General features: G+C 65.4%; 27 protein-coding genes and 1 tRNA gene. 18 read left to right on the top strand and 10 right to left on the bottom strand.

What is annotated here, in order from left to right:
* Positions 1–50: 50 nt before the first annotated feature.
* Entirely contained in the window at positions 51–371 is a 321-nt protein-coding gene (locus tag ACVW16_RS27560) for a hypothetical protein (RefSeq protein ID WP_456737915.1), read from the top strand.
* A 310-nt stretch (positions 372–681) separates the two neighbouring features.
* On the opposite strand, the gene ACVW16_RS27555 is transcribed toward ACVW16_RS27560, so the two are convergent.
* Both ACVW16_RS27555 and ACVW16_RS27550 read right to left on the bottom strand, forming a co-directional pair.
* Positions 682–831: a hypothetical protein gene (locus ACVW16_RS27555; protein ID WP_456737914.1), complete on the bottom strand. Its 150-nt coding sequence runs from the start codon at positions 829–831 to the stop codon at positions 682–684.
* Between the two features lie 104 nt (positions 832–935).
* Positions 936–1,012, bottom strand: a tRNA-Pro gene (locus ACVW16_RS27550).
* Positions 1,013–1,080: 68 nt separating this feature from the next.
* Here ACVW16_RS27550 and ACVW16_RS27545 point away from each other — a divergent pair.
* The 6 genes from ACVW16_RS27545 (at position 1,081) to ACVW16_RS27520 (ending at position 6,807) form a co-directional block, all read left to right on the top strand.
* Positions 1,081–2,070 (top strand): L-threonylcarbamoyladenylate synthase, encoded by a 990-nt coding sequence (locus tag ACVW16_RS27545; RefSeq protein ID WP_456737913.1) that lies wholly within the window; start codon positions 1,081–1,083, stop codon positions 2,068–2,070.
* Between the two features lie 17 nt (positions 2,071–2,087).
* Positions 2,088–3,515: an FAD-binding oxidoreductase gene (locus ACVW16_RS27540; RefSeq protein WP_456737912.1), complete on the top strand. Its 1,428-nt coding sequence runs from the start codon at positions 2,088–2,090 to the stop codon at positions 3,513–3,515.
* Positions 3,516–3,517: 2 nt separating this feature from the next.
* Entirely contained in the window at positions 3,518–3,955 is a 438-nt protein-coding gene (locus tag ACVW16_RS27535) for a GNAT family acetyltransferase (protein ID WP_456702144.1), read from the top strand.
* Positions 3,956–3,964: 9 nt separating this feature from the next.
* Positions 3,965–4,546, top strand: coding sequence for an NUDIX domain-containing protein (locus tag ACVW16_RS27530; RefSeq protein WP_456702143.1), 582 nt, complete (start codon positions 3,965–3,967; stop codon positions 4,544–4,546).
* A 102-nt stretch (positions 4,547–4,648) separates the two neighbouring features.
* Positions 4,649–5,578, top strand: a complete 930-nt coding sequence (locus tag ACVW16_RS27525) for a glycine reductase (protein WP_456737911.1) — start codon at positions 4,649–4,651, stop codon at positions 5,576–5,578.
* 35 nt (positions 5,579–5,613) lie between these two features.
* A complete protein-coding gene (locus tag ACVW16_RS27520) occupies positions 5,614–6,807 on the top strand; it encodes a CaiB/BaiF CoA transferase family protein (protein ID WP_456737910.1) in 1,194 nt (397 codons plus the stop codon).
* 3 nt (positions 6,808–6,810) lie between these two features.
* Here the strand turns inward: ACVW16_RS27520 and ACVW16_RS27515 are convergent, their stop codons facing one another.
* Positions 6,811–7,371 (bottom strand): TetR family transcriptional regulator, encoded by a 561-nt coding sequence (locus ACVW16_RS27515; RefSeq protein WP_456737909.1) that lies wholly within the window; start codon positions 7,369–7,371, stop codon positions 6,811–6,813.
* 107 nt (positions 7,372–7,478) lie between these two features.
* Here ACVW16_RS27515 and ACVW16_RS27510 point away from each other — a divergent pair, with 107 nt between their 5' ends.
* Positions 7,479–7,895, top strand: coding sequence for a Tautomerase enzyme (locus tag ACVW16_RS27510; RefSeq protein WP_456737908.1), 417 nt, complete (start codon positions 7,479–7,481; stop codon positions 7,893–7,895).
* Positions 7,896–7,955: 60 nt separating this feature from the next.
* Here the strand turns inward: ACVW16_RS27510 and ACVW16_RS27505 are convergent, their stop codons facing one another.
* Positions 7,956–8,714: an SOS response-associated peptidase gene (locus tag ACVW16_RS27505; RefSeq protein ID WP_456737907.1), complete on the bottom strand. Its 759-nt coding sequence runs from the start codon at positions 8,712–8,714 to the stop codon at positions 7,956–7,958.
* Between the two features lie 63 nt (positions 8,715–8,777).
* On the opposite strand from ACVW16_RS27505, the gene ACVW16_RS27500 reads away from it, so the two are divergent.
* From ACVW16_RS27500 to ACVW16_RS27485, 4 genes are all read left to right on the top strand, one after another.
* Positions 8,778–9,278, top strand: coding sequence for a hypothetical protein (locus ACVW16_RS27500; RefSeq protein ID WP_456702137.1), 501 nt, complete (start codon positions 8,778–8,780; stop codon positions 9,276–9,278).
* A 17-nt stretch (positions 9,279–9,295) separates the two neighbouring features.
* Positions 9,296–9,730: an NUDIX hydrolase gene (locus ACVW16_RS27495; RefSeq protein WP_456737906.1), complete on the top strand. Its 435-nt coding sequence runs from the start codon at positions 9,296–9,298 to the stop codon at positions 9,728–9,730.
* Positions 9,731–9,833: 103 nt separating this feature from the next.
* Positions 9,834–10,211, top strand: coding sequence for a TIGR02301 family protein (locus ACVW16_RS27490; protein ID WP_092227478.1), 378 nt, complete (start codon positions 9,834–9,836; stop codon positions 10,209–10,211).
* 138 nt (positions 10,212–10,349) lie between these two features.
* Positions 10,350–10,616: a hypothetical protein gene (locus ACVW16_RS27485; RefSeq protein ID WP_092227477.1), complete on the top strand. Its 267-nt coding sequence runs from the start codon at positions 10,350–10,352 to the stop codon at positions 10,614–10,616.
* Between the two features lie 41 nt (positions 10,617–10,657).
* Here the strand turns inward: ACVW16_RS27485 and ACVW16_RS27480 are convergent, their stop codons facing one another.
* The 5 genes from ACVW16_RS27480 to ACVW16_RS27460 form a co-directional block, all read right to left on the bottom strand.
* Entirely contained in the window at positions 10,658–10,978 is a 321-nt protein-coding gene (locus ACVW16_RS27480) for a cupredoxin domain-containing protein (protein WP_456737905.1), read from the bottom strand.
* Between the two features lie 10 nt (positions 10,979–10,988).
* Positions 10,989–11,522, bottom strand: a complete 534-nt coding sequence (locus tag ACVW16_RS27475) for a DUF4142 domain-containing protein (protein WP_456737904.1) — start codon at positions 11,520–11,522, stop codon at positions 10,989–10,991.
* Between the two features lie 89 nt (positions 11,523–11,611).
* Entirely contained in the window at positions 11,612–12,301 is a 690-nt protein-coding gene (locus tag ACVW16_RS27470) for an RNA polymerase sigma factor (protein WP_456737903.1), read from the bottom strand.
* A gap of 73 nt (positions 12,302–12,374) precedes the next feature.
* Complete coding sequence (locus ACVW16_RS27465; RefSeq protein WP_456737902.1) at positions 12,375–13,250, bottom strand: sulfurtransferase; 876 nt, start codon at positions 13,248–13,250, stop codon at positions 12,375–12,377.
* 153 nt (positions 13,251–13,403) lie between these two features.
* Positions 13,404–14,738, bottom strand: a complete 1,335-nt coding sequence (locus ACVW16_RS27460; RefSeq protein WP_456737901.1) for a dihydroorotase — start codon at positions 14,736–14,738, stop codon at positions 13,404–13,406.
* 101 nt (positions 14,739–14,839) lie between these two features.
* Here ACVW16_RS27460 and ygfZ point away from each other — a divergent pair, with 101 nt between their 5' ends.
* The 6 genes from ygfZ (at position 14,840) to ACVW16_RS27430 (ending at position 21,261) form a co-directional block, all read left to right on the top strand.
* A complete protein-coding gene (ygfZ, locus tag ACVW16_RS27455) occupies positions 14,840–15,721 on the top strand; it encodes a CAF17-like 4Fe-4S cluster assembly/insertion protein YgfZ (protein ID WP_456737900.1) in 882 nt (293 codons plus the stop codon).
* A complete protein-coding gene (locus ACVW16_RS27450; protein WP_456702128.1) occupies positions 15,718–16,344 on the top strand; it encodes a DNA-3-methyladenine glycosylase I in 627 nt (208 codons plus the stop codon). Before ygfZ ends, ACVW16_RS27450 begins: the two co-directional genes overlap by 4 nt.
* Complete coding sequence (locus ACVW16_RS27445; protein WP_456737899.1) at positions 16,341–16,955, top strand: YfbR-like 5'-deoxynucleotidase; 615 nt, start codon at positions 16,341–16,343, stop codon at positions 16,953–16,955. The genes ACVW16_RS27450 and ACVW16_RS27445 overlap by 4 nt, the downstream gene beginning before the upstream one ends.
* Before the next feature lie 80 nt (positions 16,956–17,035).
* Positions 17,036–17,542 carry a tyrosine phosphatase family protein gene (locus tag ACVW16_RS27440; RefSeq protein WP_456702126.1) on the top strand — a complete coding sequence of 169 codons (507 nt, stop codon included), beginning with the start codon at positions 17,036–17,038 and terminating at the stop codon, positions 17,540–17,542.
* Between the two features lie 19 nt (positions 17,543–17,561).
* A complete protein-coding gene (locus ACVW16_RS27435; RefSeq protein ID WP_456702125.1) occupies positions 17,562–18,524 on the top strand; it encodes an NUDIX hydrolase in 963 nt (320 codons plus the stop codon).
* 46 nt (positions 18,525–18,570) lie between these two features.
* Positions 18,571–21,261, top strand: a complete 2,691-nt coding sequence (locus tag ACVW16_RS27430; protein WP_456737898.1) for a DUF2339 domain-containing protein — start codon at positions 18,571–18,573, stop codon at positions 21,259–21,261.
* Here the strand turns inward: ACVW16_RS27430 and ACVW16_RS27425 are convergent, their stop codons facing one another.
* Entirely contained in the window at positions 21,262–22,950 is a 1,689-nt protein-coding gene (locus tag ACVW16_RS27425; RefSeq protein ID WP_456737897.1) for a methyl-accepting chemotaxis protein, read from the bottom strand. It abuts the gene before it with no gap.
* Positions 22,951–23,063 lie beyond the last annotated feature (113 nt).

The raw sequence follows: 23,063 nt of genomic DNA, 5'->3' as shown, positions 1-23,063 counted from the left end.
GTTTGAGCGGCGGTCGGCCAAGTTTGCCGCCGGCGGCGCGCTGATGCCCTGTGCGGTCTCACGCCCCTCGTCAGATCGCCAGGCGCAAGATCGATCTCCTCGTTTATCGCAGCGACGACGCGGTGCGGGTCTTCACTGCGCTGAACATGGGCAAGGAAGGCGGTATCTTCCCCCGTTTCGAGAAAGTGCTGGAGCAAGGTCGCGATGCGCGTGCAACGGGCACTGAACGCAGTTGCCTCACGTATTCGACGTGGTTCGTCCGCGTCGTCCTCGATGCGCTCGATGTTTTCGAGAGCGCATATCCAACTTCGAACGATTGGCTCCTTCGGCAGCGAAGCGCTTTGGAAAGAGTAGCCCGGCACACGGGCTAAGGCTCTAAGCGTCGCCTTCTCGATGTCCTTATCAAGCAGAGATCGCAATTGATGACGTACGGGATCAAGCTGCCGTGGCCCAATCCGTAATCCCTGGGCGCCCGGGCTTCGGCGCACCGGGACTGCGCTCGCTTCTCGTGCGCCTGCTCACCAAACCAACGACCCCTTAGGTATCATAACACCAGCAGCAGAGTCGATTCGGCGGAAGATCTGGAGACCGAATCTTTCCTGCAATTTCGTTTGAATCCTCCCGGCCGAATCCAAACCAAGAGATCCAAGACGGCGATGCGCAACCTCCCTACGCGCCGGACTACATGAGCAACGCCATCGGCGCGGTCGAGCCAACGTGCGTGAGGTCAACAGGCACACCAAAAAGCGGGACCTTGGAGAAGCCCGACACGATCAAGCCGGGCTGGAAGGGGAGGAAAGAATGGTCGCCGTTGCCCAGACACGGCGACATGGCTGCTTCCCGCGACAGCAAGACGGTGCGTGCATTTTGCGAGCAAATGGGGCAGAAGAGCGCGGTCCGGTCCTCGCGCGAGGCTGGGCAAGCCATTGAAATGATGGTCGGAGTGGCAGGATTCGAACCTGCGACCCCTGCGTCCCGAACGCAGTGCTCTACCGGGCTGAGCCACACTCCGACAAGAGGCCGGCTTATAGCGTCGGGTTTGGCGCACCGCAAGCGGCCGTTATGAGGAATTTTGTCCCTGTGAAAACCGGTCTTGAAACGTCGATTTTGCCGGCCGGCCAAGCCGGCGCGGAAGCCGCCGCCCGGACTTTGGCTGCCGGCGGCCTGGTCGCGTTTCCGACCGAGACCGTCTACGGGCTCGGCGCGGACGCGGCGAACGCGACCGCGATCGCCCATCTCTATGCCGCCAAGGGCCGGCCAGCCTTCAATCCGCTGATCGCCCACGTCGCAGATCTCGCCGCGGCACGGCGGATCGGGCGGTTCGACGCGCGCGCGTTGCAGCTTGCGCAAGCGTTCTGGCCGGGGCCGTTGACGCTGGTGGTGCCGAAGGCCGACGATTGTCCGGTCTCCGATCTCGCCACGGCGGGCCTGGACACGGTCGCGATCCGCATGCCCGCCCACCCCGTGGCGGAAGCGATCCTTCGCGCCTTTGGCGGCGCGGTGGTGGCGCCCTCCGCCAATATCTCCGGCCACGTCTCGCCGACGCTGGCCGCGCATGTCGCGAGCGACCTTGGCGGGCGGATCGACCTGATCATCGACGGCGGGCCCGTTACGGTGGGCGTGGAATCGACCATCGTCGGATGCTTCGAGGCGCCGATGCTGCTGCGGCCCGGGGGGCTGTCGCGCGAGCGGGTCGAGGCCGTGCTGGGCATGCCCTTGGCGCGAGCGCCCGTAGAGACCGAGAGCGACGACAGCCAGCTGCTGGCGCCGGGCATGATGGCCTCGCATTACGCGCCGCGCGCCCATGTGCGGCTCGATGCGCGGGACGTTGCCGCCGATGAAGCGCTGCTGGCGTTCGGGCCTGATCGCCTGCCTGGCCAGGAGGCGACCGCCGCTGTCATGAATTTGTCCCCCACGGCTGACCTCGATGAGGCCGCGGCCAATCTGTTCGGCTATCTTCGAGCGCTTGATGCGAAAGCACCGCGAGCGATCGCGGTGATGACGATCCCCGAAGAAGGCCTGGGTGAAGCGATCAATGACCGGCTGCGCCGGGCCGCGGTGGCGAGATAAGAAGCAGAGACGAGACGATGAACATCAATCAATCCGCCATTCCGCCGCTTGCGCCCGAACTGATCGACCAATTCCGCGAGATCGTTGGCGATCGCCACGCGATCACCGACGCCGCCGACATCGAGGCTTACGTCACCGAGGAGCGCAATCTGTTCCACGGCCGCTCCCCCCTGGTGCTGCGCCCGGGCTCGACGGCGGAAGTGTCCGCGATCTGCAAGCTCGCCTCGCAGCACAAAATCGCGCTGGTGCCGCAGGGTGGCAACACCGGGCTCGTCGGCGGGCAGACGCCGCACAATGGCGAGGTGGTGGTGTCGCTGCGGCGCCTGGACAAGATCCGCGAGGTCGACACCGCCTCCAACACCATGACGGTCGAAGCCGGCGTGGTGCTGCAGATCGCGCAAGCGAAGGCATCCGACGCCGACCGGCTGTTTCCGCTGTCGCTCGGCGCGGAAGGCAGCTGCACCATCGGCGGCAATCTCTCGACCAATGCCGGCGGCACCGCCGCGCTCGCCTATGGCGTCGCGCGCGAGATGGCGCTGGGGCTGGAAGTGGTGCTCGCCGACGGCCGCGTGCTCAACGTGCTGTCGAAGCTGAAGAAGGACAACACCGGCTACAATCTGCACAATCTGTTCATCGGCGCGGAAGGCACGCTCGGCATCATCACTGCGGCAACATTGAAGCTGTTTCCGAAGCCGCGGGCGGTCGAGACCGCCTATGTCGGGCTGAAGTCGCCAGCGGCGGCGCTGAAACTGCTGAGCATCGCGCAAGGCGAGGCTGCGAACGCACTGACGAGCTTCGAGCTGCTGTCGGAGATGGCGGTGGACTTCTCCGTTCGCCACGGCATCGACGTGCGCGATCCCCTCGCTGAGAAGCATCCGTGGTACGTGCTGATGGAATTGTCATCGCCCGGCGACGACGCGCGCACGCCGCTGGAGACGATCCTCACCCGCGCCATGGAAGACGAGATCGTCGACGACGCCGTGATCGCGGCCAACCTGACCCAGCGCAACGCCTTCTGGAAGCTGCGTGAAGAGATGTCGGCGGCACAGAAGCCGGAGGGCGGCTCGATCAAGCACGACATTTCCGTTCCCGTAGCCGCCGTGCCCGAATTCATCGCGGAGGCGAACGCCGCCGTGGTCAAGCTGATCCCGGGCGCGCGGCCGGTGCCGTTCGGCCATCTCGGCGACGGCAATCTGCACTACAATGTCAGCCAGCCCATCGGCGCCGACACCGCGGATTATCTGGCGCGCTGGCACGAGGTGAACGCCGTCGTGTTCGCGATCGTGCTGCGCATGGGCGGCTCGATCTCGGCCGAGCACGGCATCGGCGTACTCAAACGCGACGAGCTGCCCGAGGTCAAGGACAAGACCGCGATCGAGCTGATGCGCTCGATCAAGGCGATGCTCGATCCGCACGGCATCATGAATCCGGGGAAGGTGCTGTGAGCATGCTTGCGATTGACGCCATCAATGATGCCGATGTCGAGAACGTCGTTGCGCTGTGGCAGCGTTGCGGCCTGACCCGGCCGTGGAACGACCCGCATGCCGACATCGCGCTGGCGCGGCGGCGCGAGAACTCCACCGTGCTGATCGGCCGCGACGCCGGTGCGATCGTCGCGTCCGTCATGGTCGGCCATGACGGACATCGCGGCTGGGCCTACTACGTCGCCGTCGATCCTGATGGGCGCAAGCGCGGTTATGGCCGCGCCGTCATGGCGGCGGCCGAAGACTGGCTGCGCCAAGCCGGCATCGCAAAGCTGCAGCTCCTCGTGCGCCGCGAGAATGCGCAGGCCAATGCGTTCTACCAGTCGCTCGGCTTCGAGGAATCGACGTCGGTGATGTTCCAGAAGTGGCTCGACGGCCGCGAGACCACTGCAAGCAACTGAGATCAAGTCATGACCATTTCCGACCGCGTCCGCATCAAGGACGTCCGCGTGCTCTCGGACGGCTGGACCCCGCTGAGGACCACGACATTCGACTACCGCCGCGCCAATGGCGAATGGCAGACGCAGCACCGCGAGACCTATGAGCGCGACAATGCCGCCGCCGTGCTGCCCTATAATCGCGCGGGCCGCACCGTGATCCTGGTGCGCCAGTTCCGCCTGCCCGCCTTCCTCCGGGGCTACGACGATCTGCTGATCGAGGCAGCCGCCGGCGTGCTGGACGACGCCGCGCCCGAGGTGCGCATCCGCGCCGAGGCCGAGGAGGAAACCGGTTATCGCCTGCACGACGTCCACAAGGTGTTCGAGGCGTTCATGAGCCCCGGCGCCATCACCGAGAAGCTGCATTTCTTCGTCGCCGAATACGAGCCCTCGATGCGCGTCAGCGCCGGCGGCGGCCTCGCGCATGAGGGCGAGGATATCGAGGTGCTGGAGCTCGGTATCGACGAGGCGCTCGCGATGATCGCCGACGGCCGGATCATCGACGCCAAGGCGATCATGCTGCTGCAATACGCGGCGCTGCATATTTTCAGATAGCCCCACCGGGACGGCAATTCTGGCCTGCGCGCCCGTGGCACCTGTTGAGCAAACCACCGACTATCTCTAGTCTGGCCTCAACAAGAACCTGGAGACGCGCCCATGTCCGCTCCGCGCGACGACGAATTCGGCTTTGCGCCCGACCATGATTCCCCCGTGCCCTATATGCAGCGCACGCGGGATTATTACAGCGCGATCGGTTACACCACGCCGTATCGCTGGGCGCATTACACCGAAGCGCCGTTCCAGCCGCTGAAGAAGAAGCTGGCGCAATCGCGCGTCACCATCATCACCACGGCGGCGCCCTACGATCCCGCCAAGGGCGACCAGGGACCGGGCGCGGCGTATAATGGCAGCGCGAAATTTTATCAGGTCTATGACGGCGACACGTCGCAGCAGCACGATCTGCGCATCTCGCATATCGGCTACGACCGCAAGCACACCACGGCCACCGACAACGGCACCTGGTTTCCGCTGCTGCAACTCTTGAACGCAGGCGCCGCGGGTCGCATCGGCGAAGTTGCGCCGCGCTTCTTCGGCGCGCCGACCAACCGCAGCCATCGCGTCACGCTCGACACCGATGCGCCGGAGATTTTGGCGCGCTGCCTTGCCGACCAGGTCGACGCCGCCGTGCTGGTGCCGAACTGCCCGGTCTGCCATCAGACCACAGCGCTGGTGGCGCGGCATCTGGAGGCCAATGGCATTCCGACCGTGATCATGGGCTGCGCCAAGGACATCATCGAGCACGCCGCCGTCCCGCGCTTTCTGTTCTCGGATTTCCCCCTCGGCAATTCTGCCGGCAAGCCGCATGACGTGCCCTCGCAGGCGCAGACGCTGGAGCTGGCGCTCACTCTGTTGGAGACCGCGAGCGGCCCGCAGACGACCATGCAGTCGCCGCTGCGCTGGAGCGAGGATGCCTCCTGGAAGCTCGACTACAACAATGTCGCGCAGCTCTCGCCGGAGGAGCTGGCGCGCCGTCGCGCCGAGTTCGACAAACAGAAGGAGATCGCGCGCGGCAACCGCGCCGCCTGACGTCCTCCAATAACAACAAACAACGGGAGAGAGACGTGACGCGACCGTTCGAGGGCGTGAAGATCCTGGACTTCACCCAAGTTCTGGCCGGCCCCTATGCGAGCTATCAGCTCGCGTTGCTGGGCGCCGATGTCATCAAGGTGGAGCGGCGCGAGGGCGAGGACATGCGCCGGACGCCGCTCTCACGCGAATGGGCCGAGCGCGGGCTGGCGCCGGCGTTCCAGGCCATCAACGGCAACAAGCGCAGCCTCACGCTCGATCTGCAGAAACCTGACGCGATTGCGATCGTGACGAAGCTTGCTGCCCAGGTCGACGTCGTCATGGAAAACTTCCGCCCGGGCGTGATGGACAAGCTCGGCATCGGCTATCAGGCGCTGTCGGCGATCAATCCAAAACTGATCTATTGCGCGGTCTCGGGCTTTGGCCAGACCGGCCCGGATCGGTTGCGGCCGGGCTATGACGGCAAGATGCAGGCGCTATCGGGCATCATGGCGATCACCGGTCACCCCGAAACGGGGCCGACGCGCGCGGGTTTTGCGGTGTGCGACGTGCTCTCGGGCGCGACGGCCGCGTTCGGGGTGTCGAGCGCGCTCTATCAGCGCGACCGCACCGGCAAGGGCCAACTCATCGACGTCTCCATGCTGGAGGCAACCATGGCATTTCTCTCGGGGCAAATCGCGGACTGGTCGGTCGCCGGCCATCGGCAGCAACTCTCGGGAAATCAGGCGGTCAGCCGCCGGACCACCGCAAACCTGTTCAAATGCGGCGACGGTCACATCCTGCTCGCCGTCAACAATGAGAAGCAGTACCGCGTGCTGATGTCCACGCTGGGCCGCGAGGATACGCTCGCCGATCCACGCTTCGCCGACTGGTTTTCCCGCAACGAGAACGAGCCCGCGCTACGCGCCATCATCGAGGAAGCACTTGCGGCAAAGCCGGCACGCGAGTGGGAGAAGGTTCTCGAGGACGCCGGCGCGCCCTGCGCCAGCATCTGGAAGATCGAGGAGATCATCGATCATCCGCAGATCAAGGCGCGCGGCGCGATCCAGGAGCTCGACACACCCTATGGCCGCCTGCGCTTTGCCGGCAGCGGGTTCAAGCTCGCCCATGGCGGCGGCAAGCTCGACCGGATGGCGCCGGAGCTTGGCGCGGATACGGATGCGGTGCTGGGTGAGCTCGGGTTTGATGCAGCTGGCATCGCCGATCTGCGGAAGCGTGAGGTCGTCTGAGAACTAGATCGCTTTCGCCGCGATCTTCGCCGCGGCAAGGATCTCGCGCCTAATGGCATCGTCCTTCACCGCACGCGCCATATCGGCCGCGCCTGTCAGGATCGCCAGCAGCGCCAGCGCCCGCTCACGCGCATGGGCACCGCGAAAGCCCTGCGCGACGAGGTCCACGAGACGCTCCAGCTCGCCCTGGTAAACGGCGCGCGTTGCCGGGTCGGAGCGCGCAACGTCGGAGGAAAAGCTTGGGAGCGCGCAGGCCTCGTCCAGGCCGACCTCCATCCGCGCACCCAGATAGAAATCGATGAACGGATCGCGCCAGCCGCTGCCGTGTTGGGCCTGAAACTGGGCGATGCCGCCGCGCAGGAACGCGAGCCCGTCCGCCACGGCGAGCCGGAACGCATCCGCCTTCGAGTCGAAATGAGCGTAAAATGCTCCCGACGTGAGCCCTGCCCCCTTCGCAAGCGCGTCCACGCCGGCGCCCCCAAACCCGCCGGTGCGAAAGCCGCGCCCGACCGCATCCGCCAGCCGCCTGCGGGCGTCACCCTCGCTCTTCTTCGGTCGCGCCATCGCCGATCACCTCTCGATAGCGATCGTTATATTAGGCTTGACGATATAACGATCGTTATGTTTCATATAACGACCGTTATCTCACGGTGCAAAGCAGGAGACTTCAAATGCCCATCCAAATCATCGTACCTGAAGGCACGCTGACGCCATCGGGAGAAGCCGAGGCATTCGCCAAGCTGACCGAGCTGCTGCTGCGCCTGCACGGCCTCGCCGGCAACCGCTTCATGACACCGAACGTCATCGGCGAAGTGACCGTGGTGCCGAAGAGCCGCACCTATTCCGGCGGCAAGCCCGCTGACATCGCGGTGTTCGAACTCAAGGTGCCGTCATTCGTGCTGCCGACGCAGGAGCTCAAGGACGCCTGGATTTCCGAGGGAACTGATATCATCGAGAGGGCCGCCGGGGGTCGCATCAAGCGCGAGCACATCTTCGCCAATGTCAGCTACGCCGTCGACGGCGGCTGGGGCATTGGCGGCGAGGCGTACAGCAACGCCGCGCTCGGATCGGCCGTCGCGGCGGCTTGAACCATTGATCGAACAGAAGGTGGGCACGGCGCGTTGCGTCTTTGCCCACCGGCAGCCTGCCTAAAACAAAGACCCCTGCCCGTCTTCCGGCGACGCGCCTGCCGCCTTGCGCGCGGGCTTCTTCGGTTTCGACGTCTCGGCTTCCATCTCCTCGGCGCTGATCGGCAAGAGCAGCTGCTCATCGTCATTGGCGACGCGATTGACGCGGGAGGAGACCGGGCGCCAGGCGAATTCGCCGATACGTGGTGACGCCATCAGCGGCAGGACCGGATCGATCTCGTCGCTCCGGCTGTCGAGCCAGCGCTCGAAATCGCGCGGGCTGATCGTCACGGGCACGCGGTCATGCAACGCGGCGAGATCCTCGCCTGCCGCCGCCGTGACGATCGCCACCGTGTCGAGCTCCTCGCCGTTCGGGCCGATCCAGGTCTCGAACACCGCAGCGAAGCCGAGCGGCGCACCGTCCGCGCGATGGATGAAGAACGGCTGCTTGCGGCCGTCGAGAGACTTCCATTCGTAATAACCATCGGCCGGGATCAGCCCACGGCGCCTGCGTATGGCCTTCTTGAACGCAGGCTTCTCCAGCACCGTCTCGGAACGGGCGTTGATCAGCAGCGTGAAGCCTTTGGGGTCCTTGACCCAGCTCGGCAACAGGCCCCAGCGCATCAGGCGGAAATGGCGCGCGCCGTTCTCGAGCAACACGACCGGAATCGGTTGCGTCGGAGCGACATTGTACCGGGGCGGGAAATTCGGCTGCTCGATGTACCCGAACAGTTGCCGTAAAGCCGCGGGGGCCGAAGTTATGACGAAGCGTCCACACATCTCAGGGCGTCTATATAGGGTCCGTTCAGGTCCTTTTAACCCCGAACGTTAACACTGCGGCGGATGAGCTCAATGGCCTCGCAATCCGCGCGGACGCCTGCAGAGACGGCCTCCGAGGCGCAAGCCTGGGCCGAACGACTACGCGTGGCCAACATCAACCCGCGGACCGGGCTTGCCACCGACTATCTCAACCATTTCAATGAAGCCGTCATGCTCCTGGAGATGATCCCGGATATGCCGGAATGCGCTGAGGATTTTCTGACCTGGTCGCCGCTGTCCTATGCCGAGCATTTCACGGCCTCGAACTTCAAGGCGCGGGACCTGGCCATCGAAGCCTATGAGAAGGCCGATCCGAACGTGCGCGCCCAGTTCGACCACCTCACCGACACCATGACCTCGATCCTGATTGCGGTCGGTTCCGCCATGCGCGACGTGGAGAAGGACACGACCCGAGTTCGGCTGGCCGAGCAGGCCACCCTCTGGGTCAAGCCGCTGATCGCGGCCTGCGGCGGCATCATCAATGGCGGCGCGGAAGCCGACGTCGACACCATCATGGCGAATTAGCCAGGGTTGCTGAAAAGATGTCCTCGGACGCCCAGCCCACCCATCCCCAGATCGCGGTCAGCGCGGCGATTTTCCGCGAGGGCAAGGTGCTGCTGACCCGGCGGGCCCGTTCGCCCGCCAAAGGGTTCTATTCGCTGCCGGGCGGCCGCGTCGAATTCGGCGAATCGCTGCACCAGGCCCTGAGCCGCGAGGTCGACGAGGAGACCGGGCTCGAGATCGAGATCGTCAGCCTGGCGGGCTGGCGCGAGGTTTTGCCGGCCGCTGCGGGCGCCGGTCACTACCTGATCATGTCCTTTGCCGCCCGCTGGGTGGCCCGGGAACCGGCCCTGAACGACGAGCTCGACGATTTCAGGTGGATCGCTCCGGATGCGCTGGGCAGCCTCGGCGACCTCAAGATGACCGGGGGCCTGGAGGAGATCATCCAGGCGGCTGCGAGGCTGATCGGCCTCTGAGCGAGCCACGAGCTTCGACACCTCTCCGCAAGCCCGAGAGGCAGCGCACCGCCCGCGCGGCTCGCCTTGCTTCCCCGGCCGCGACGGGGCATACAGCCCGCCGATGTCGACGCGATTTCTGGCCATCCTTGCCCTGATCCTCGCCTGCGCCTCTGCGCCCACCCGGGCCCAGGACGTGGCGGCACCGTTCGACGGCGATTTGCAGCGGCTGGCCGAGATCCTCGGCGGCCTGCACTATCTGCGCGGCATCTGCGGCACCAACGAGGGCAACAAATGGCGCAGCGAGATGCAGGCGCTGATCGATGCCGAAACCCCCTCCGGCGAGCGCCGCACCCGCATGATCGCGGGCTTCAATCGCGGCTACAACGGCTTTCAACAGACCTATCGCAGCTGCACGCCGGCCGCGACGGTCGCGATCCGCCGTTCCATCGAGGAGGGTTCGAAGATCTCGCGCGATCTCACGGCCCGCTACGCGAACTGAGTTTGCGGGAACTCTGTCACCGACTTTATTCACAGCCGTTAACCGTTCTTAAAGATGTGGCCTAGCGGACGTTAATGCGCGTGCTACACCTCTTGCACAGCGCATCGCCGTGGATCGCGCCCAGCCTGATCGAGTTTCATGAGCCAGCCGATTTCCTACGCCCCCGCCCGTGCGCCGCTGCCCGATCATGAGCAGAAACAGGCAGCACTGAGTTATCTCAACGAGGCCTGGGCCGAAGCACGCCATGACGGCGTCGACGGTGACTGCCTGGCGCAGGCCAGTCTGTTTGCGGCACTCGCCGAGCTCGTCGGCACCTATGGCGAGGACGCGGTGGCGAAATTCGTCGAGGGTTTTCCCGCGCGCATTCGCAACGGCGAATTCTCGGTCTGCCTCGCAAGGCAGTAAGCCGCTTTGAAGATGCCCCGCCGCGCCGGCGGGGCCATTCATCACGGCTCGATCTTGAGCGTCGCTTTCATGTTGGGGTGATAGCGGCAGTAATAATCGACCGTTCCCGCCTTCTTCACGAGAAGCGTCGCCGACTTCTTTGGCGGCAGCGCGACGTCGAAATCGCCGTTCGTCGCAGTCGCGGTGTGGGCCAAGACATCCTTGTTGATCCAGGTAATGGTGTCGCCGATCCTCGCCGAAACCTCGGCCGGTGAGATCACGAGATTTTCCATCGTGATCTCGATGGTCGCGGCTTGCGCCGGGACTGACATCGGCAGGAAAGCGACCGCGAGCGCGATCACAGCGAGGCGTCCCGGCTTCATCGCACGCTCCCTATTTCAGCTCGGCCGCGACGTGCTCGGCATGTTGCTCATGGCCCTGGAAGATCTTCAGGCCGGTCTGCAACAGGTTCTTCAGCTCGGCATTGCTGGCGGACGGGATGAGCTGGGTTTCCAGCGCGGTATTGACCGTCTTGTGGTAGGCGACCTCGTTGGCGACATAGGCCTTGTCGAAGGCAGCGCCGTTCAGCTTGTCGAGCTCGGCCAGCTTGTCGCTCGCCTGCTTCGACAGCGCCTTGCTGGTATCGTTGTCCTCAGGTGTGACGTTGAGCTTCTTGACCAGCGCGAGCGCCTGCTTGTTGACCGCCTCGTGGTCGCGCAGCATGTCATCCGCAAATGCCTTGACGTCCTTGTTCTTGGCCTTCTTCTGCGCCTGCTTGGCCGCGTTGATGTCGATCACCCCGGCGGTGTAGGCGATATGGGCGATCTGCGGATCGGTGAGCTTGTCGGCAGCGCGCGCGCCTTGCAGCGGCACGGGGCTGGACAACAGAATGGCTGCGGCGAGCGCCGCGCTCCAACGAACGAACATGATTTGACACTCCTGTGCTGCCGGACGGTTTTGCCGCCGTTGCTCCACAGGAATTGGATGGAATTTTCGCGCAGACGTTCCCGAATGATTTAGCCGCGGATTCCGAGGCGCTTCAGCACTGACAGGGTCAGGCGCTCGCAACGCCGGCCCGCAAACGGGAAGGCGTCCATCATCACCGGTCCGATCTCCTTCTCGACGGTCTCGCGCAGCATGGTACGCGCGCGGTGCAGGCGCGTCTTCACGGTCTCGGACTTGACGGCGAGCAGATCGGCGGTCTCCTCGGTGGTCATCCCTTCCATGACCCGTGCGACGAAAACCATCCGGAAAACGTCAGGCAACTCGTCGATGGCGCGCTCGACGACGCGCTGGATTTCACGCTGGGCCATGGTCCTTTCCGGATCGCCTGGAGGAGAGACGGGAAATTTGATGATTTGCGCCTCGAGCGCCTCTTCGCCCACCGCGCCGAGCTCGACATCGGGTTTTGCATTTCGCACCCGGCCCAGCGCTTCGTTGATCGCGATGCGCGACAGCCAGGTCGACAGCGCGGACTCGCCCTTAAAGCCGTCGAGATGGGTGAAGGCGCGGACATAGGTTTCCTGCACCACATCCTCGGCCTCGCTGTCGCTGCGCAGAATGCCGCGTGCAAGGCGGTAGAGCTTGCGGTTGTTGGCCTGCATGATCTCGCGGAGCGCGGCCTCGTCCCGGCCCCGCGCCCGGTCGATCAGCTCGGCTTCCGATGCCCTGATGCCGGCTGTCTGGCCGGCTGCGGTCCGTTGCATGGCGGTCACCTGCTCGTTCAGCTTGGTTCCAGACATTGGATGCAGGGTGGCGACGAAGGTTCCCGCTTTTTTCTCACCTCTCATCCGTCTCGATCGGCAGCGCCGCGTCCCTCGCCCATTCGCCCATCGAGGCATCGTACAGCATCAGCTTGTCGTAGCCGAGCTGCGTCAGCATCAGCAGGTCGATCGTCGCGGAAATGCCGCCGCCGCAATAGAGGATCACGTTCTTATCGCGCGTGACGCCCACCGCAGTGAATTTGGCTTCGGCGTCCGCAAGCGTCGTCAGCGTCTTGTCGGCATTGGTGAGCGTTGCAGCTGGTACGTTGACGCTGCCGGGGACGCGACCCGGCCGGCCGTAACGGCTCGGCTCGAGACCTCCGTGAAATTGCGGTCCGAGGGCATTGACGGTAACGGTCGAGGGGTCGCCGATCCGCGCCTTCACAAAGGCCTTGTCGACGAAGAAGCCAGCGCGCGGCGCGGCTTTGAAAACCGTGGCTGGATAGCCCTCCGGAGCACCAGTCTCGACCGCCCGCCCCTCGTCCTTCCATTTGTCGAAGCCACCGTCGAGTACCTGCGCATCGACGCCAAGCGAGCGCAGCATCCACCAGAATCGCGTTGCCCACATCATGGTGCCGATGCTGTAGAGCACGATGGTCTTCGTGGCATCGAGCCCATGGCGGCCGAAGGCGGTTTCAAGCTGGGCCACGTCAGGCATCATGAAAAACTGCTGTGCGGAGGTGTCGGAGAATTCGCCTTGCAAATCGAGGAAATCGGCGCCCGGGATGTGGCCGGCGGCAAAGGTCTTGTCGCCGGGGACGGCGCGATACGGCACGTCGCTGCCCGGCGGGACAGGTTCGTTGTAGGTCGTGCAATCGTAGAGGCGGAGGTCGGGATGGCCGATGATCGCGGCGAGTTGCTCGGTGGAGATGAGAGATGATGGCTGCGACATCGGACTGCACTCCCGTTCACGAGGGAGTGTAGCTCTCTCCCCTCGTCATTGCGAGCGCAGCGAAGCAATCCAGACTGCCGCCAACCATTCTGGATTGCTTCGCTGCGCTCGCAATGACGGGGGATGGTATGCCGGCCCCTCTCACAGAAACCGCTACTGCTTCAACGTCTCCAGAAACCGCACTGCCTCGCCCTGCGAGGGCGTGACCAGTTCGCCCTGCCACATCACGCGCTTGCCACGCACGAACGTGCCGACGGGCCAACCCGTCACCCGAACGCCGTCGTACGGCGTCCAGCCGGCCCTCGACGCCACCCATTTGTTTGTGATGATCTCGCTGCGCTTGAGGTCCACCACCGTGAAGTCGGCATCGTAGCCGGCGGCGATGCGGCCCTTGCAGGCCATGTTGTAGAGACGCGCGGGGCCGGCGCTGGTGAGATCGACGAACCTTGCCAGCGACAAGCGGCCGGCATTGACGTGATCGAGCATCAGCGGCACCAGCGTCTGCACGCCGGTCATGCCGGAGGGCGACGCCGGATAGGTCTTCTGCTTCTCTTCGAGCGTATGCGGGGCGTGGTCGGAGCCGAGCACATCGATGATGCCCTGCTCGATGCCGCGCCAGATGCCGGCGCGATGATCGGCACCGCGCACCGGCGGGTTCATCTGCGCCAACGTGCCGAGGCGCTCGTAACATTCAGGCGCGACCAGCGTGAGATGATGCGGCGTCGCCTCGCAGGACGCGACGTCCTTGTGGTCGCGCAGAAACTCGATCTCTTCCTTGGTCGAGATGTGCAGCACGTGGATGCGTTTTCCCGTCTCGTGCGCGAGCTTGACCAGGCGCTGAGTCGCCATCAGTGCCGCGGTCTCGTCGCGCCAGACCGGATGCGAGCGCGGATCGCCCTCGATGCGCAGCGACTTGCGGTCGTTGAGACGATACTCGTCCTCGGCGTGGAAGGCGGCTCGGCGGCGGATCACCTGGAAGATGCGGCGCAGGCTTTCGTCGTCCTCCACCAGCAGCGCGCCGGTCGAGGAACCGATGAACACTTTTACGCCAGCGCAGCCTGGCGCACGTTCCAGCGCCGGCAGGTCCTGCACGTTCTCGCGGGTGCCGCCGATGAAGAACGCGAAATCGCAATGCATGCGGTGATGGGCGCGCTTTACCTTGTCGGTGAAGGTGGCTTCCGTCACGGTCAATGGCGAGGTGTTCGGCATCTCGAACACGGCGGTGACGCCGCCCATGACCGCGCTGCGCGAACCGGTCTCGAGGTCTTCCTTCTGCTCCAGCCCGGGCTCGCGGAAATGCACCTGCGTGTCCATCACGCCGGGCAGGATGTGGAGGCCCTTGCAGTCGATCACCTCGGCGGCGGAGCCTTGCGACAGCGGGCCCAGCTCGGCGATGCGACCGCCTGTGATGCCGATATCGCGAACATTCTCGCCGTCCTGGTTGACGACGGTGCCGCCTTTGAGGATCACATCGAAGCGCTGGGTCATGGCTGGAGGCCCCTCTCATCCCCAAGCGCAGGGCTCGAGGTCTTGTCGTTTATGCCTTGCGGGCTTACGTTCCGAAGCACCATGTCGCAAGAGATTTTCGCATGAAATCAGCGTTTCTTCCCGACCGGGGCGTGATCAAGGTCGCGGGCGAGGACGCGCGCAACTTCCTCAACGGCCTCATCACCACCGATGTCGACAGGCTCAAGCCGGGCCTGGGGCGATTCGGCGCGCTGCTGACGCCGCAGGGCAAGATCATCGTGGATTTCCTGATCACGGAAGCGCCCGCCGGCCATGGCGGCGGGTTCCTGATCGACTGCCCGAAGGCCCTGGCCGAGGGCCTGGCCACCAAGCTGAAATTCTACAAGCTGCGCGCCAAGGTCACGGTGGACAACCTCTCCGACGATCTCGGCGTGCTCGCGGCCTGGGACGGCCAGCCCGCTGCGCAGCCGGATCTTGCCTTCACTGACCCGCGCAACGCCGAGCTCGGCACGCGCATCCTGATCCCTGAGGATCTCAAGCAGAAACTGTCCGATTTGATCGGCGCCGAGCTGGTCGACGCCGCTGACTACGAGGCGCACCGGATCGCGCTCGGCGTGCCGCGCGGCGGGCTGGATTTCATGTACGGCGATGCGTTCCCGCACGAAACCAACATGGATCGCCTCGCCGGCGTCGATTTCGACAAGGGCTGCTATGTCGGCCAGGAGGTCGTCTCGCGCATGCAGCATCGCGGCACTGCGCGCACCCGCAGCGTGAAGGTGCTGCTCGAGGACTCCTCGCCCGAAGCCGGCGTCAGCGTCATGGCCGGCGACAAGTCCGTCGGCACGATGGGCTCGTCGGCGAAAGGCAAGGGCATTGCGCTGGTGCGCATCGACCGCGTTGCGGACGCACTCGATGCCGAACAGCCGCTCACCGCCGGCGGCCTCGCGTTGAAGCTGGCCGAACCTGACATCGTCCGTATTCCCGCAAAGCAGCCCATCGCATGAGCCGCGCTCCCCGCCTGCATCCCGACGGGAAGACCCGCTGCCCCTGGCCGGGCGAAGATCCGCTCTACGTCGACTATCACGACACCGAATGGGGTGTGCCGGAGTACGACGACCGCGCGCTCTATGAAAAGCTGATCCTCGACGGCTTTCAGGCCGGCCTGTCCTGGATCACCATCCTGCGCAAGCGCGACAATTTCCGCAAAGCCTTCGACGATTTCCAGCCGGAGAAGATCGCGCGCTACACCGACAAGAAGGTGCACGCGCTGATGAACGACGTCGGCATCGTGCGCAATCGCGCCAAGATCGAAGGCACGATCCTCAGTGCAAAATCCTATCTCGATATCATGGAGAAGGGGCCGGGCTTCTCGAAACTGCTGTGGGACTTCATGGGCGGACGGCCCAAGGTCAACACTTTCAAGACCACCGCGAGCGTGCCGGCCTCGACGCCGCTGTCGGTGCAGATCTCCAAGGAACTGTCCTCGCGCGGCTTCAAGTTCGTCGGCCCGACCATCGTCTATGCCTTCATGCAGGCAACCGGCATGGTCAACGACCATCTCGTCGACTGCCACTGCCATTCGACGTGCAGCAAGCTGCAGCGCAAGCCGCGCCTCAAGTCCAAATGACGGCCAGGAAGACCTCGCGCGATGCGGCGTCCCGCGCCTGGCAGCGCATGCTGTCGGGCCGGCGGCTCGATCTGCTCGATCCCTCTCCGCTCGATGTCGAGATCGGCGACATCGCGCATGGGCTGGCGCGCGTCGCGCGCTGGAACGGGCAGACCACCGGGGCTCATATCTTCTCGGTCGCGCAGCACACGCTGCTGGTGGAAACCGTGCTGCGGCACGAGATGCCGCGCGTCGACGCGCGCATGCGGCTGGCAGCACTGCTGCACGATGCGCCTGAGTATGTGATCGGCGACATGATCTCGCCGTTCAAGGCCGTGCTCGACGGTCACTACAAGGCGGTGGAGAAACGCCTGCTCGGCGCCATCCACATCCGCTTCGGGTTGCCGCCGGAACTGCCCGAGGAGATCACGGTGGCGATCAAGGCCGCCGACCGCGGCGCGGCTTATCTGGAGGCGACTGAGCTTGCCGGTTTCAGCGAGAGCGAGGCGAAGCGTCTGTTCGGCAGGGATCCCGGCCTGTCCGAAAGTATCAGGCGCGACTATCTGACGCCCTGGACCGCGGCCCGGGCCGAGAAGCAGTTTCTGGAGCGGTTCGGCGCCGTGTTTGCGTAGGTACGAGACGGTGGGTACGGCGCGATGCGCCTTTGCCCGCCCTGCGGCCGGGGTTATAATCAGCGGCAAAAAGGTTTGCCATGATCCACGTCTGCTCGCTCGCCGCTCTTCCCGAAACCGTCCGCCGCACCGGGGCCAGCCATGTGCTGACCGTAATGGCCAATGTCGAGCAGGTGGCACGGCCGGTATCGGTGCTGCCGGCCAATCATCTCAAGGTCTCGATGGACGACATCACCGAGGAGATGGACGGCTTTGTCGCGCCGTCGGAAGCACATATCGGCCAGGTGCTGAATTTCGTGCGCGGGTGGGACCGCAGTGCGCCGCTGGTGGTGCATTGCTATGCCGGCATCAGCCGCTCCACCGCGAGCGCATTCACAGCCGTCTGCGCGCTCAACCCTGAACGTGACGAGATCGAGATCGCGAAGAAGATCCGCGCGGCGTCTCCGATCGCCTCGCCGAACCGGCGCATCGTCAGCCTCGCCGACCGCGCACTGGGGCGCAACGGCCGCATGTTGCGCGCGCTCGACGAAATGGGCCCGGGCGAGATGATGGTCGAAGGCCGCCCCTTTGCCATCGAGCTCGAATGACACCAGCAATCACCGCCGCATGAGCGACAAGCTCCTCACGCCGATCGAGATTGGCCTGACTGCCGCGATCGTCGCGATCGAGGATCATGAGCCGCTGGTGCTGACCTCCCGTGGCGGCGACGGGCTCGCCGGCCTGCCGTTCGGTCCGTTCGATGCGCCGAGCCATCGCACCTTCGAGATCGGGCTGCGCGCCTGGGTCGAGGAACAGGCGGGCCTGCGGCTCGGCTATGTCGAGCAGCTCTATACGTTTGGCGATCGCGGCCGCCATGCGGAGACCGGCGACACCGGTGCGCATATGGTGTCGATCGGCTATCTCGCGCTGACGCGCACTGCCGAGACAGCTGCGACCACGGCGAGCTTCGAGCCCTGGTATCGCTTCTTCCCCTGGGAAGACTGGCGCGAGGCGCCGCCCGCGATCATCGGCCGTGACATCATCCCGGCGCTGACTGCCTGGGCCGAGGAAGAGACGCCGGAGACCACGCGCGCATTGCCGCGCAGGGATCGCGTCCGATTCTATTTCGGGCTCGACGGCGCGGCCTGGGACGAGGAACGCGTGCTCGATCGCTATGAGCTGCTATACGAGGCCGGGCTGGTCGAGGAGGCCAGACGCGACGGCCGCCCGGCAGCAAGGGCGCGCAAGACACTGCCCGCGCTCGGCACCTCGATGCGGTTCGACCATCGCCGGATTCTCGCCACGGGGATCGCGCGGCTGCGTGCGAAACTGAAGTATCGCCCTGTGGTGTTTGAACTTTTGCCCGCTGAGTTCACACTCACTGAGTTGCAGTACACGGTGGAGGCGATCTCCGGCCGCCACCTGCACAAGCAGAATTTCCGCCGTCTGGTCGAAACCGAAGCCCTTGTCGAACCGACCGGCGTGATGTCGACACAGACGGGCGGGAGACCGGCGGCGCTCTATCGCTTCCGCCGTGAGGTGCTCCAGGAGCGGCCCGCGCCGGGCTTGCGCCTACGCTCCCGGCGCTAGATCAAGTTTGCGGTCGGCCCCTGCCCGCCGATCGCCAGGAGGCCCCATGTTCGACGCCCCGTTCGACGTCTTTGCAGTGATGATTGCGATCGCCGCGTTCCTGATCGCGCTGAAAGCGTCGAATCAGGCGACCGAGCTGCGCCGGCGGCTCGGCTCGCTGGAGGCCGCACTGCTGGCGCTGCGGCAGGTCCAGCCGCCGCCACCGCTGCCTGTGCAGGAGCAAGCGAGCACGCCTGCAGCAGAGCCGCCGCCGCTTGCGCCGGAAGCCGAGGCCGCACCGCCACCCGTCACCGAAGAGGCCGCGCCGCCCCCGATCGAGGCGAGCCCCTCAACCGAGGCGCCGCCGTCGCTGCCGACGCCGGCCCCCGGCTTCGAAGAACGGCTCGGCACGCGCTGGGTGGTGTGGATCGGCGGGCTTGCACTCGCGCTCGGCGGTTTCTTCATGGTGCGCTATTCGATCGAGGCCGGCCTTGTCGGCCCCGGCGTCCGCGTATTCCTCGGCGGTTTGTTCGCGCTCGCGCTGCTCGGTGCGGGCGAATGGACGCGGCGCAGGGAGAGCATCTCCAACATCCAGGCACTGCCGATCGCTGATATCCCCGCGATCCTCACCGCCGCCGGAACAGCGGTGGCATTTGCGACCGTCTACGCCGCGTATGCGCTCTACGGGTTTCTCGTGCCCGCCACCGCCTTCGTGCTGCTCGGCCTCGTTGCGATGGGCACGCTTGCGGCCGCGCTGCTGCACGGGCCGGCGCTGGCGGGCCTCGGCGTGGTCGGTGCCTTCGCGACGCCGGTGCTCGTCTCGAGCGGCAAGCCGGACTATTGGGCGCTCTATATCTATCTTGCCATCGTCACCGCCGCGAGCTTTGGTCTCGCCCGCATCAGGCTGTGGCGCTGGCTCGCGGTCACGACGATCGTCTTCGCCGTACTCTGGATCTTCCCTGGCCTTGATACCGGCGACCGGCACCTCGCGCCGCACGCGTTCCACGTGATGTCAGGGTTCGTGCTCGCCGCATTGCTCGTCGTCTGCGGCTTCATGTTCGGTCCTGATATCGAGGACGGACAGATCGAGCCGGTCTCGTCGAGCGCGCTCGGGGCCTATCTGTTCGGCGCAATGCTGATCGTGCTGTCGAGCGCGCATGCCGATCTCTCGCTGATCGCCTTTACACTGCTGATCGCGGCGACGCTGGCCGTCGCCTGGCGCGCGGAGGCCGCCGCCGGCGCGCTGGGCGCGGCGGCTGCGACCGTCTTCATCGTGTTCGCCGAATGGGCGGTGCGCGCCAACCCTGATATGCTGGTGCTGCCGGGCGGCCCCATGGCCGGCGTGGCGCCGACCGCAATCGACAGCGCGGTGACGCAGCATCTGGTGATGGCCGCGATCTTCGCCGCCGGCTTCGGTCTCGCGGGCTTTTTCGCACAAGGACGCTCGAATTCGGCGATCATTCCCGTGGTGTGGTCGGCGGCAGGCGTCGCCACGCCGATCGCGCTCCTGGTCGCGCTCTATGCCCGCATCGCTCATCTCGACCGCTCGATCCCGTTCGCGATGCTCGCGGTGTTGCTCGCAGCCGCCTTTGGCGCGGCGACAGAAGCGCTCACCCGCCGCGAGACCCGGCCGGGCCTGGCGATCTCCACGGCGTTGTTTGCAACCGGCACGCTCGGCGCCCTGGCGCTGGCGCTGACCTTCGCGCTCGAAAAAGGCTGGCTCACCATCGCGCTGGCGCTGGTGTCGCTCGGCACCGCGTGGATTGCGATGCGGCGGCCGATTCCATTCCTGCGCTGGCTTGCCGCGATGTTCGCCGGCATCGTCACCGCACGCGTCGGCTATGATCCGCGCATCGTCGGCGATGCCGTCGGCACCACGCCCATCTTCAACTGGCTGTTGTGGGGTTATGGCCTGCCGGCAGCCTCGTTCTGGGGCGCAAGCCTCTTCCTGCGCCGCAGGGGTGATGACGCACCACTGCGCATGGTGGAGGCCGGGGCCATCCTGTTCACGGCCCTGCTCGCCTTCATGGAGGTGCGCCATCTCGCCACCGGCGGCGACATGATCGCCGCGCCGTCGCTGTTAGAGGCTGCCCTGCAGGTCTTGATGGCGCTGGCGATGGCGATGGGGCTGGAACGCTTGCGGCTGCGCAGCCACTCGATCGTGCACAATGTGGGCGCGGTCGTGCTCACGGCGATTGCCGGATTCATCAGCGTGTTCGGCCTGCTGTTCCTGCAGAACCCGCTGATCTGGCACATCGATGTCGGCGGCGCCGTTTTCAACCTGTTGCTGCTCGGCTACGCACTGCCGTCGGTGCTGATGCTGCTGCTCGCCTATGCCGTGGCCGGCGAACGCGGCAAGATCTACGCGAACGTGATCGCAGGCACGGCGCTGGTGTTTGCACTGTCGTACCTGACGCTCGAGATCCGCCGCTTCTATCACGGTCCGTTCCTCGACAGCGGTGAGACGACCGGGGCCGAGCAATACACCTATTCGATCGGCTGGCTCGCCTTCGGCGTGGTGCTGCTCGGTATCGGCATAGCGGTCAATTCCGAACGCGCCCGGCTGGCGTCGGCAGTCGTCATCGCGCTGACGATCCTGAAGGCCTTCGTGATCGACATGTCGACGCTGACAGGCGTCTACCGCGCGCTGTCGTTCATGGGCCTCGGCATCGTGCTGGTCGCAATCGGCTGGCTCTACCAGCGCATCCTGTTTCGGCGGCAGGTCACGCCACCGCCGGTGCCACAGACGAGCGGTTGATCATGCCGCGCGGACCGAATCCAGGAACTGCGCGACTTCGACCCTGAGGCGGGTGCTGTCGGTCGCGAGCGATTTCGCGGCCGATAGCACCTCGCTCGAGGCCTCGCCGGTCTCGATCGCTCCGCGTTGCACATCGGTGATGTTCGACGAAACCTCTTGCGTGCCGTCCGAAGCCTGCTGCACGTTACGCGAGATTTCCTGCGTGGCCGCGCCCTGCTCCTCGACGGCCGCGGCGATGGCTGCGGACACCTCCGACAGCCGCTCGATCGTGCCGCTGATCTCCTGGATGGCATTGACCGATTCCTGCGTCGCGGTCTGGATGCCCGCGACCTGCGCTCCGATTTCTCCGGTCGCCTTCGCGGTCTGCTCGGCCAGCGCCTTGACCTCGGAGGCGACGACCGCGAAGCCGCGGCCGGCTTCGCCGGCACGCGCGGCCTCGATGGTCGCGTTCAGCGCCAGCAAATTGGTCTGGCCCGCGATGGTGTGGATGAGCTCGACGACGTCGCCGATGCGGGCGGCCGCCTGCGACAGCTCGTTGACGCGCTCGTTGGTCCGTGTCGCCTGCTCGACGGCTTCCGCGGCCATCCGCGCCGAATCCTGCACGCGGCGGCTGATCTCGGTGATCGAGGACGACAACTCCTCCGAAGCCGACGCCACGGCCTGAACGTTGGTGGAGGCCTCCTCGGACGCGGCGGCGACGACGGTCGCAAGCTCCTGTCCGCGCTGCGCCGTGTTGGTCAGCGTCAAGGCGGATGCCTCGAGCTCGGTCGAGGCCGACGACACGGTCCCGACAACCTCACCGATCATCGCTTCGAACTTGCGGGTGATGGCGTCGACGCGGCGGCCGCGCTCGATCTTGGCTTCGGCATCGCGCGCGGCCGCTTCGTCAGCAGCCCTCTTGGCGATCAGCGCCTCCTTGAAGATCTGAAGCGCGTCGGCCATCGACCCGATCTCGGTCTTCTCGCCGCGATGCGGCACCTCCGCCGAAAGATCGCCTTCACCGAGCGACTGCATCGGGCGAATGATCGAGGCGATGCCGCGTGACACGTCGCGAACGAGATAATGGGCCGCCGCGATCGCGATGACGACCGAGAGCACGATGATGCCGACCAGCACGCGGAAGATCGAGGCGTAGCCGTCAGCCGCCTGCTTGGTCTCGATCTCGGCGCCTTGGTTGTTCAGCTCGATGTCCTTCGTCAACAACGGATCGGCGGCCTGCGCCATCTTGGCGACCTTGGTCTGCAACAGCTCGTTGGCTTCCGTCGGGAACTTGCCCGGGCTCTTGCGCGACAGCGCCATCACCTCTTGCACGCCGTTGAGATACTCGCCCCACGCCGCGGTCCATTGCCCGTAGATCGAGCGCTCCTCGGCGGACGTGATCAGCGGCTCGTAGGTCTTACGGGTTTGCTCGATGCGTTCGCGCAGCGAGGCGAGGCGTTTCTCGGCAGCTTGCTTGCCCTCGGCCGTATCCTGCATCAGATGCAGACGGAGCGCGACGCGCAGTTCGTTGACATCGGCGCGGATCGAGCCCAGCGCACGCACGCTCGGCAGCCAGCTCTCTGCGATCTCGACGGTATGGGAATTGATGTTCTGCATCGCGCCGATCGCCACCACGCCGACACCGGCGAGCGAGAGCACGAGGACCGACAACACGGTCAGAAGCTTGAAGACGATCGACAACTTCGACATCACAAAATCCCGATGATAGCCAACGCACGAACCTTCCCCGGCGCGACCGTCACGAACGACGGGGGCGGAAGTCATTCCAACAATGCCGGCTGGTTGTTATCCGAAACGATTGC

It is taken from the genome of Bradyrhizobium sp. USDA 4474 (genome assembly GCF_054057515.1).
The sequence above is the reverse complement of the archived record's forward strand: the minus strand, read 5'-3'. Positions and strand labels throughout refer to the sequence as shown.

Coding starts and splice junctions, on each gene's coding strand:
- ACVW16_RS27485 (WP_092227477.1), top strand. CDS start 10,350: ATGAGCCAGCCGATTTCCTACGCCCCCGCCCGTGCGCCGCTGCCCGAT.
- ACVW16_RS27515 (WP_456737909.1), bottom strand. CDS start 7,371: ATGGCGCGACCGAAGAAGAGCGAGGGTGACGCCCGCAGGCGGCTGGCG.
- ACVW16_RS27495 (WP_456737906.1), top strand. CDS start 9,296: ATGTCCTCGGACGCCCAGCCCACCCATCCCCAGATCGCGGTCAGCGCG.
- ACVW16_RS27450 (WP_456702128.1), top strand. CDS start 15,718: ATGAGCCGCGCTCCCCGCCTGCATCCCGACGGGAAGACCCGCTGCCCC.
- ACVW16_RS27440 (WP_456702126.1), top strand. CDS start 17,036: ATGATCCACGTCTGCTCGCTCGCCGCTCTTCCCGAAACCGTCCGCCGC.
- ACVW16_RS27500 (WP_456702137.1), top strand. CDS start 8,778: ATGAGCTCAATGGCCTCGCAATCCGCGCGGACGCCTGCAGAGACGGCC.
- ACVW16_RS27525 (WP_456737911.1), top strand. CDS start 4,649: ATGTCCGCTCCGCGCGACGACGAATTCGGCTTTGCGCCCGACCATGAT.
- ACVW16_RS27425 (WP_456737897.1), bottom strand. CDS start 22,950: ATGTCGAAGTTGTCGATCGTCTTCAAGCTTCTGACCGTGTTGTCGGTC.
- ACVW16_RS27535 (WP_456702144.1), top strand. CDS start 3,518: ATGCTTGCGATTGACGCCATCAATGATGCCGATGTCGAGAACGTCGTT.
- ACVW16_RS27435 (WP_456702125.1), top strand. CDS start 17,562: ATGAGCGACAAGCTCCTCACGCCGATCGAGATTGGCCTGACTGCCGCG.
- ACVW16_RS27465 (WP_456737902.1), bottom strand. CDS start 13,250: ATGTCGCAGCCATCATCTCTCATCTCCACCGAGCAACTCGCCGCGATC.
- ACVW16_RS27530 (WP_456702143.1), top strand. CDS start 3,965: ATGACCATTTCCGACCGCGTCCGCATCAAGGACGTCCGCGTGCTCTCG.
- ACVW16_RS27470 (WP_456737903.1), bottom strand. CDS start 12,301: ATGCAACGGACCGCAGCCGGCCAGACAGCCGGCATCAGGGCATCGGAA.
- ACVW16_RS27430 (WP_456737898.1), top strand. CDS start 18,571: ATGTTCGACGCCCCGTTCGACGTCTTTGCAGTGATGATTGCGATCGCC.
- ACVW16_RS27510 (WP_456737908.1), top strand. CDS start 7,479: ATGCCCATCCAAATCATCGTACCTGAAGGCACGCTGACGCCATCGGGA.
- ACVW16_RS27480 (WP_456737905.1), bottom strand. CDS start 10,978: ATGAAGCCGGGACGCCTCGCTGTGATCGCGCTCGCGGTCGCTTTCCTG.
- ACVW16_RS27475 (WP_456737904.1), bottom strand. CDS start 11,522: ATGTTCGTTCGTTGGAGCGCGGCGCTCGCCGCAGCCATTCTGTTGTCC.
- ACVW16_RS27460 (WP_456737901.1), bottom strand. CDS start 14,738: ATGACCCAGCGCTTCGATGTGATCCTCAAAGGCGGCACCGTCGTCAAC.
- ACVW16_RS27555 (WP_456737914.1), bottom strand. CDS start 831: ATGTCGCCGTGTCTGGGCAACGGCGACCATTCTTTCCTCCCCTTCCAG.
- ACVW16_RS27505 (WP_456737907.1), bottom strand. CDS start 8,714: ATGTGTGGACGCTTCGTCATAACTTCGGCCCCCGCGGCTTTACGGCAA.
- ACVW16_RS27540 (WP_456737912.1), top strand. CDS start 2,088: ATGAACATCAATCAATCCGCCATTCCGCCGCTTGCGCCCGAACTGATC.
- ACVW16_RS27445 (WP_456737899.1), top strand. CDS start 16,341: ATGACGGCCAGGAAGACCTCGCGCGATGCGGCGTCCCGCGCCTGGCAG.
- ACVW16_RS27490 (WP_092227478.1), top strand. CDS start 9,834: ATGTCGACGCGATTTCTGGCCATCCTTGCCCTGATCCTCGCCTGCGCC.
- ygfZ (WP_456737900.1), top strand. CDS start 14,840: ATGAAATCAGCGTTTCTTCCCGACCGGGGCGTGATCAAGGTCGCGGGC.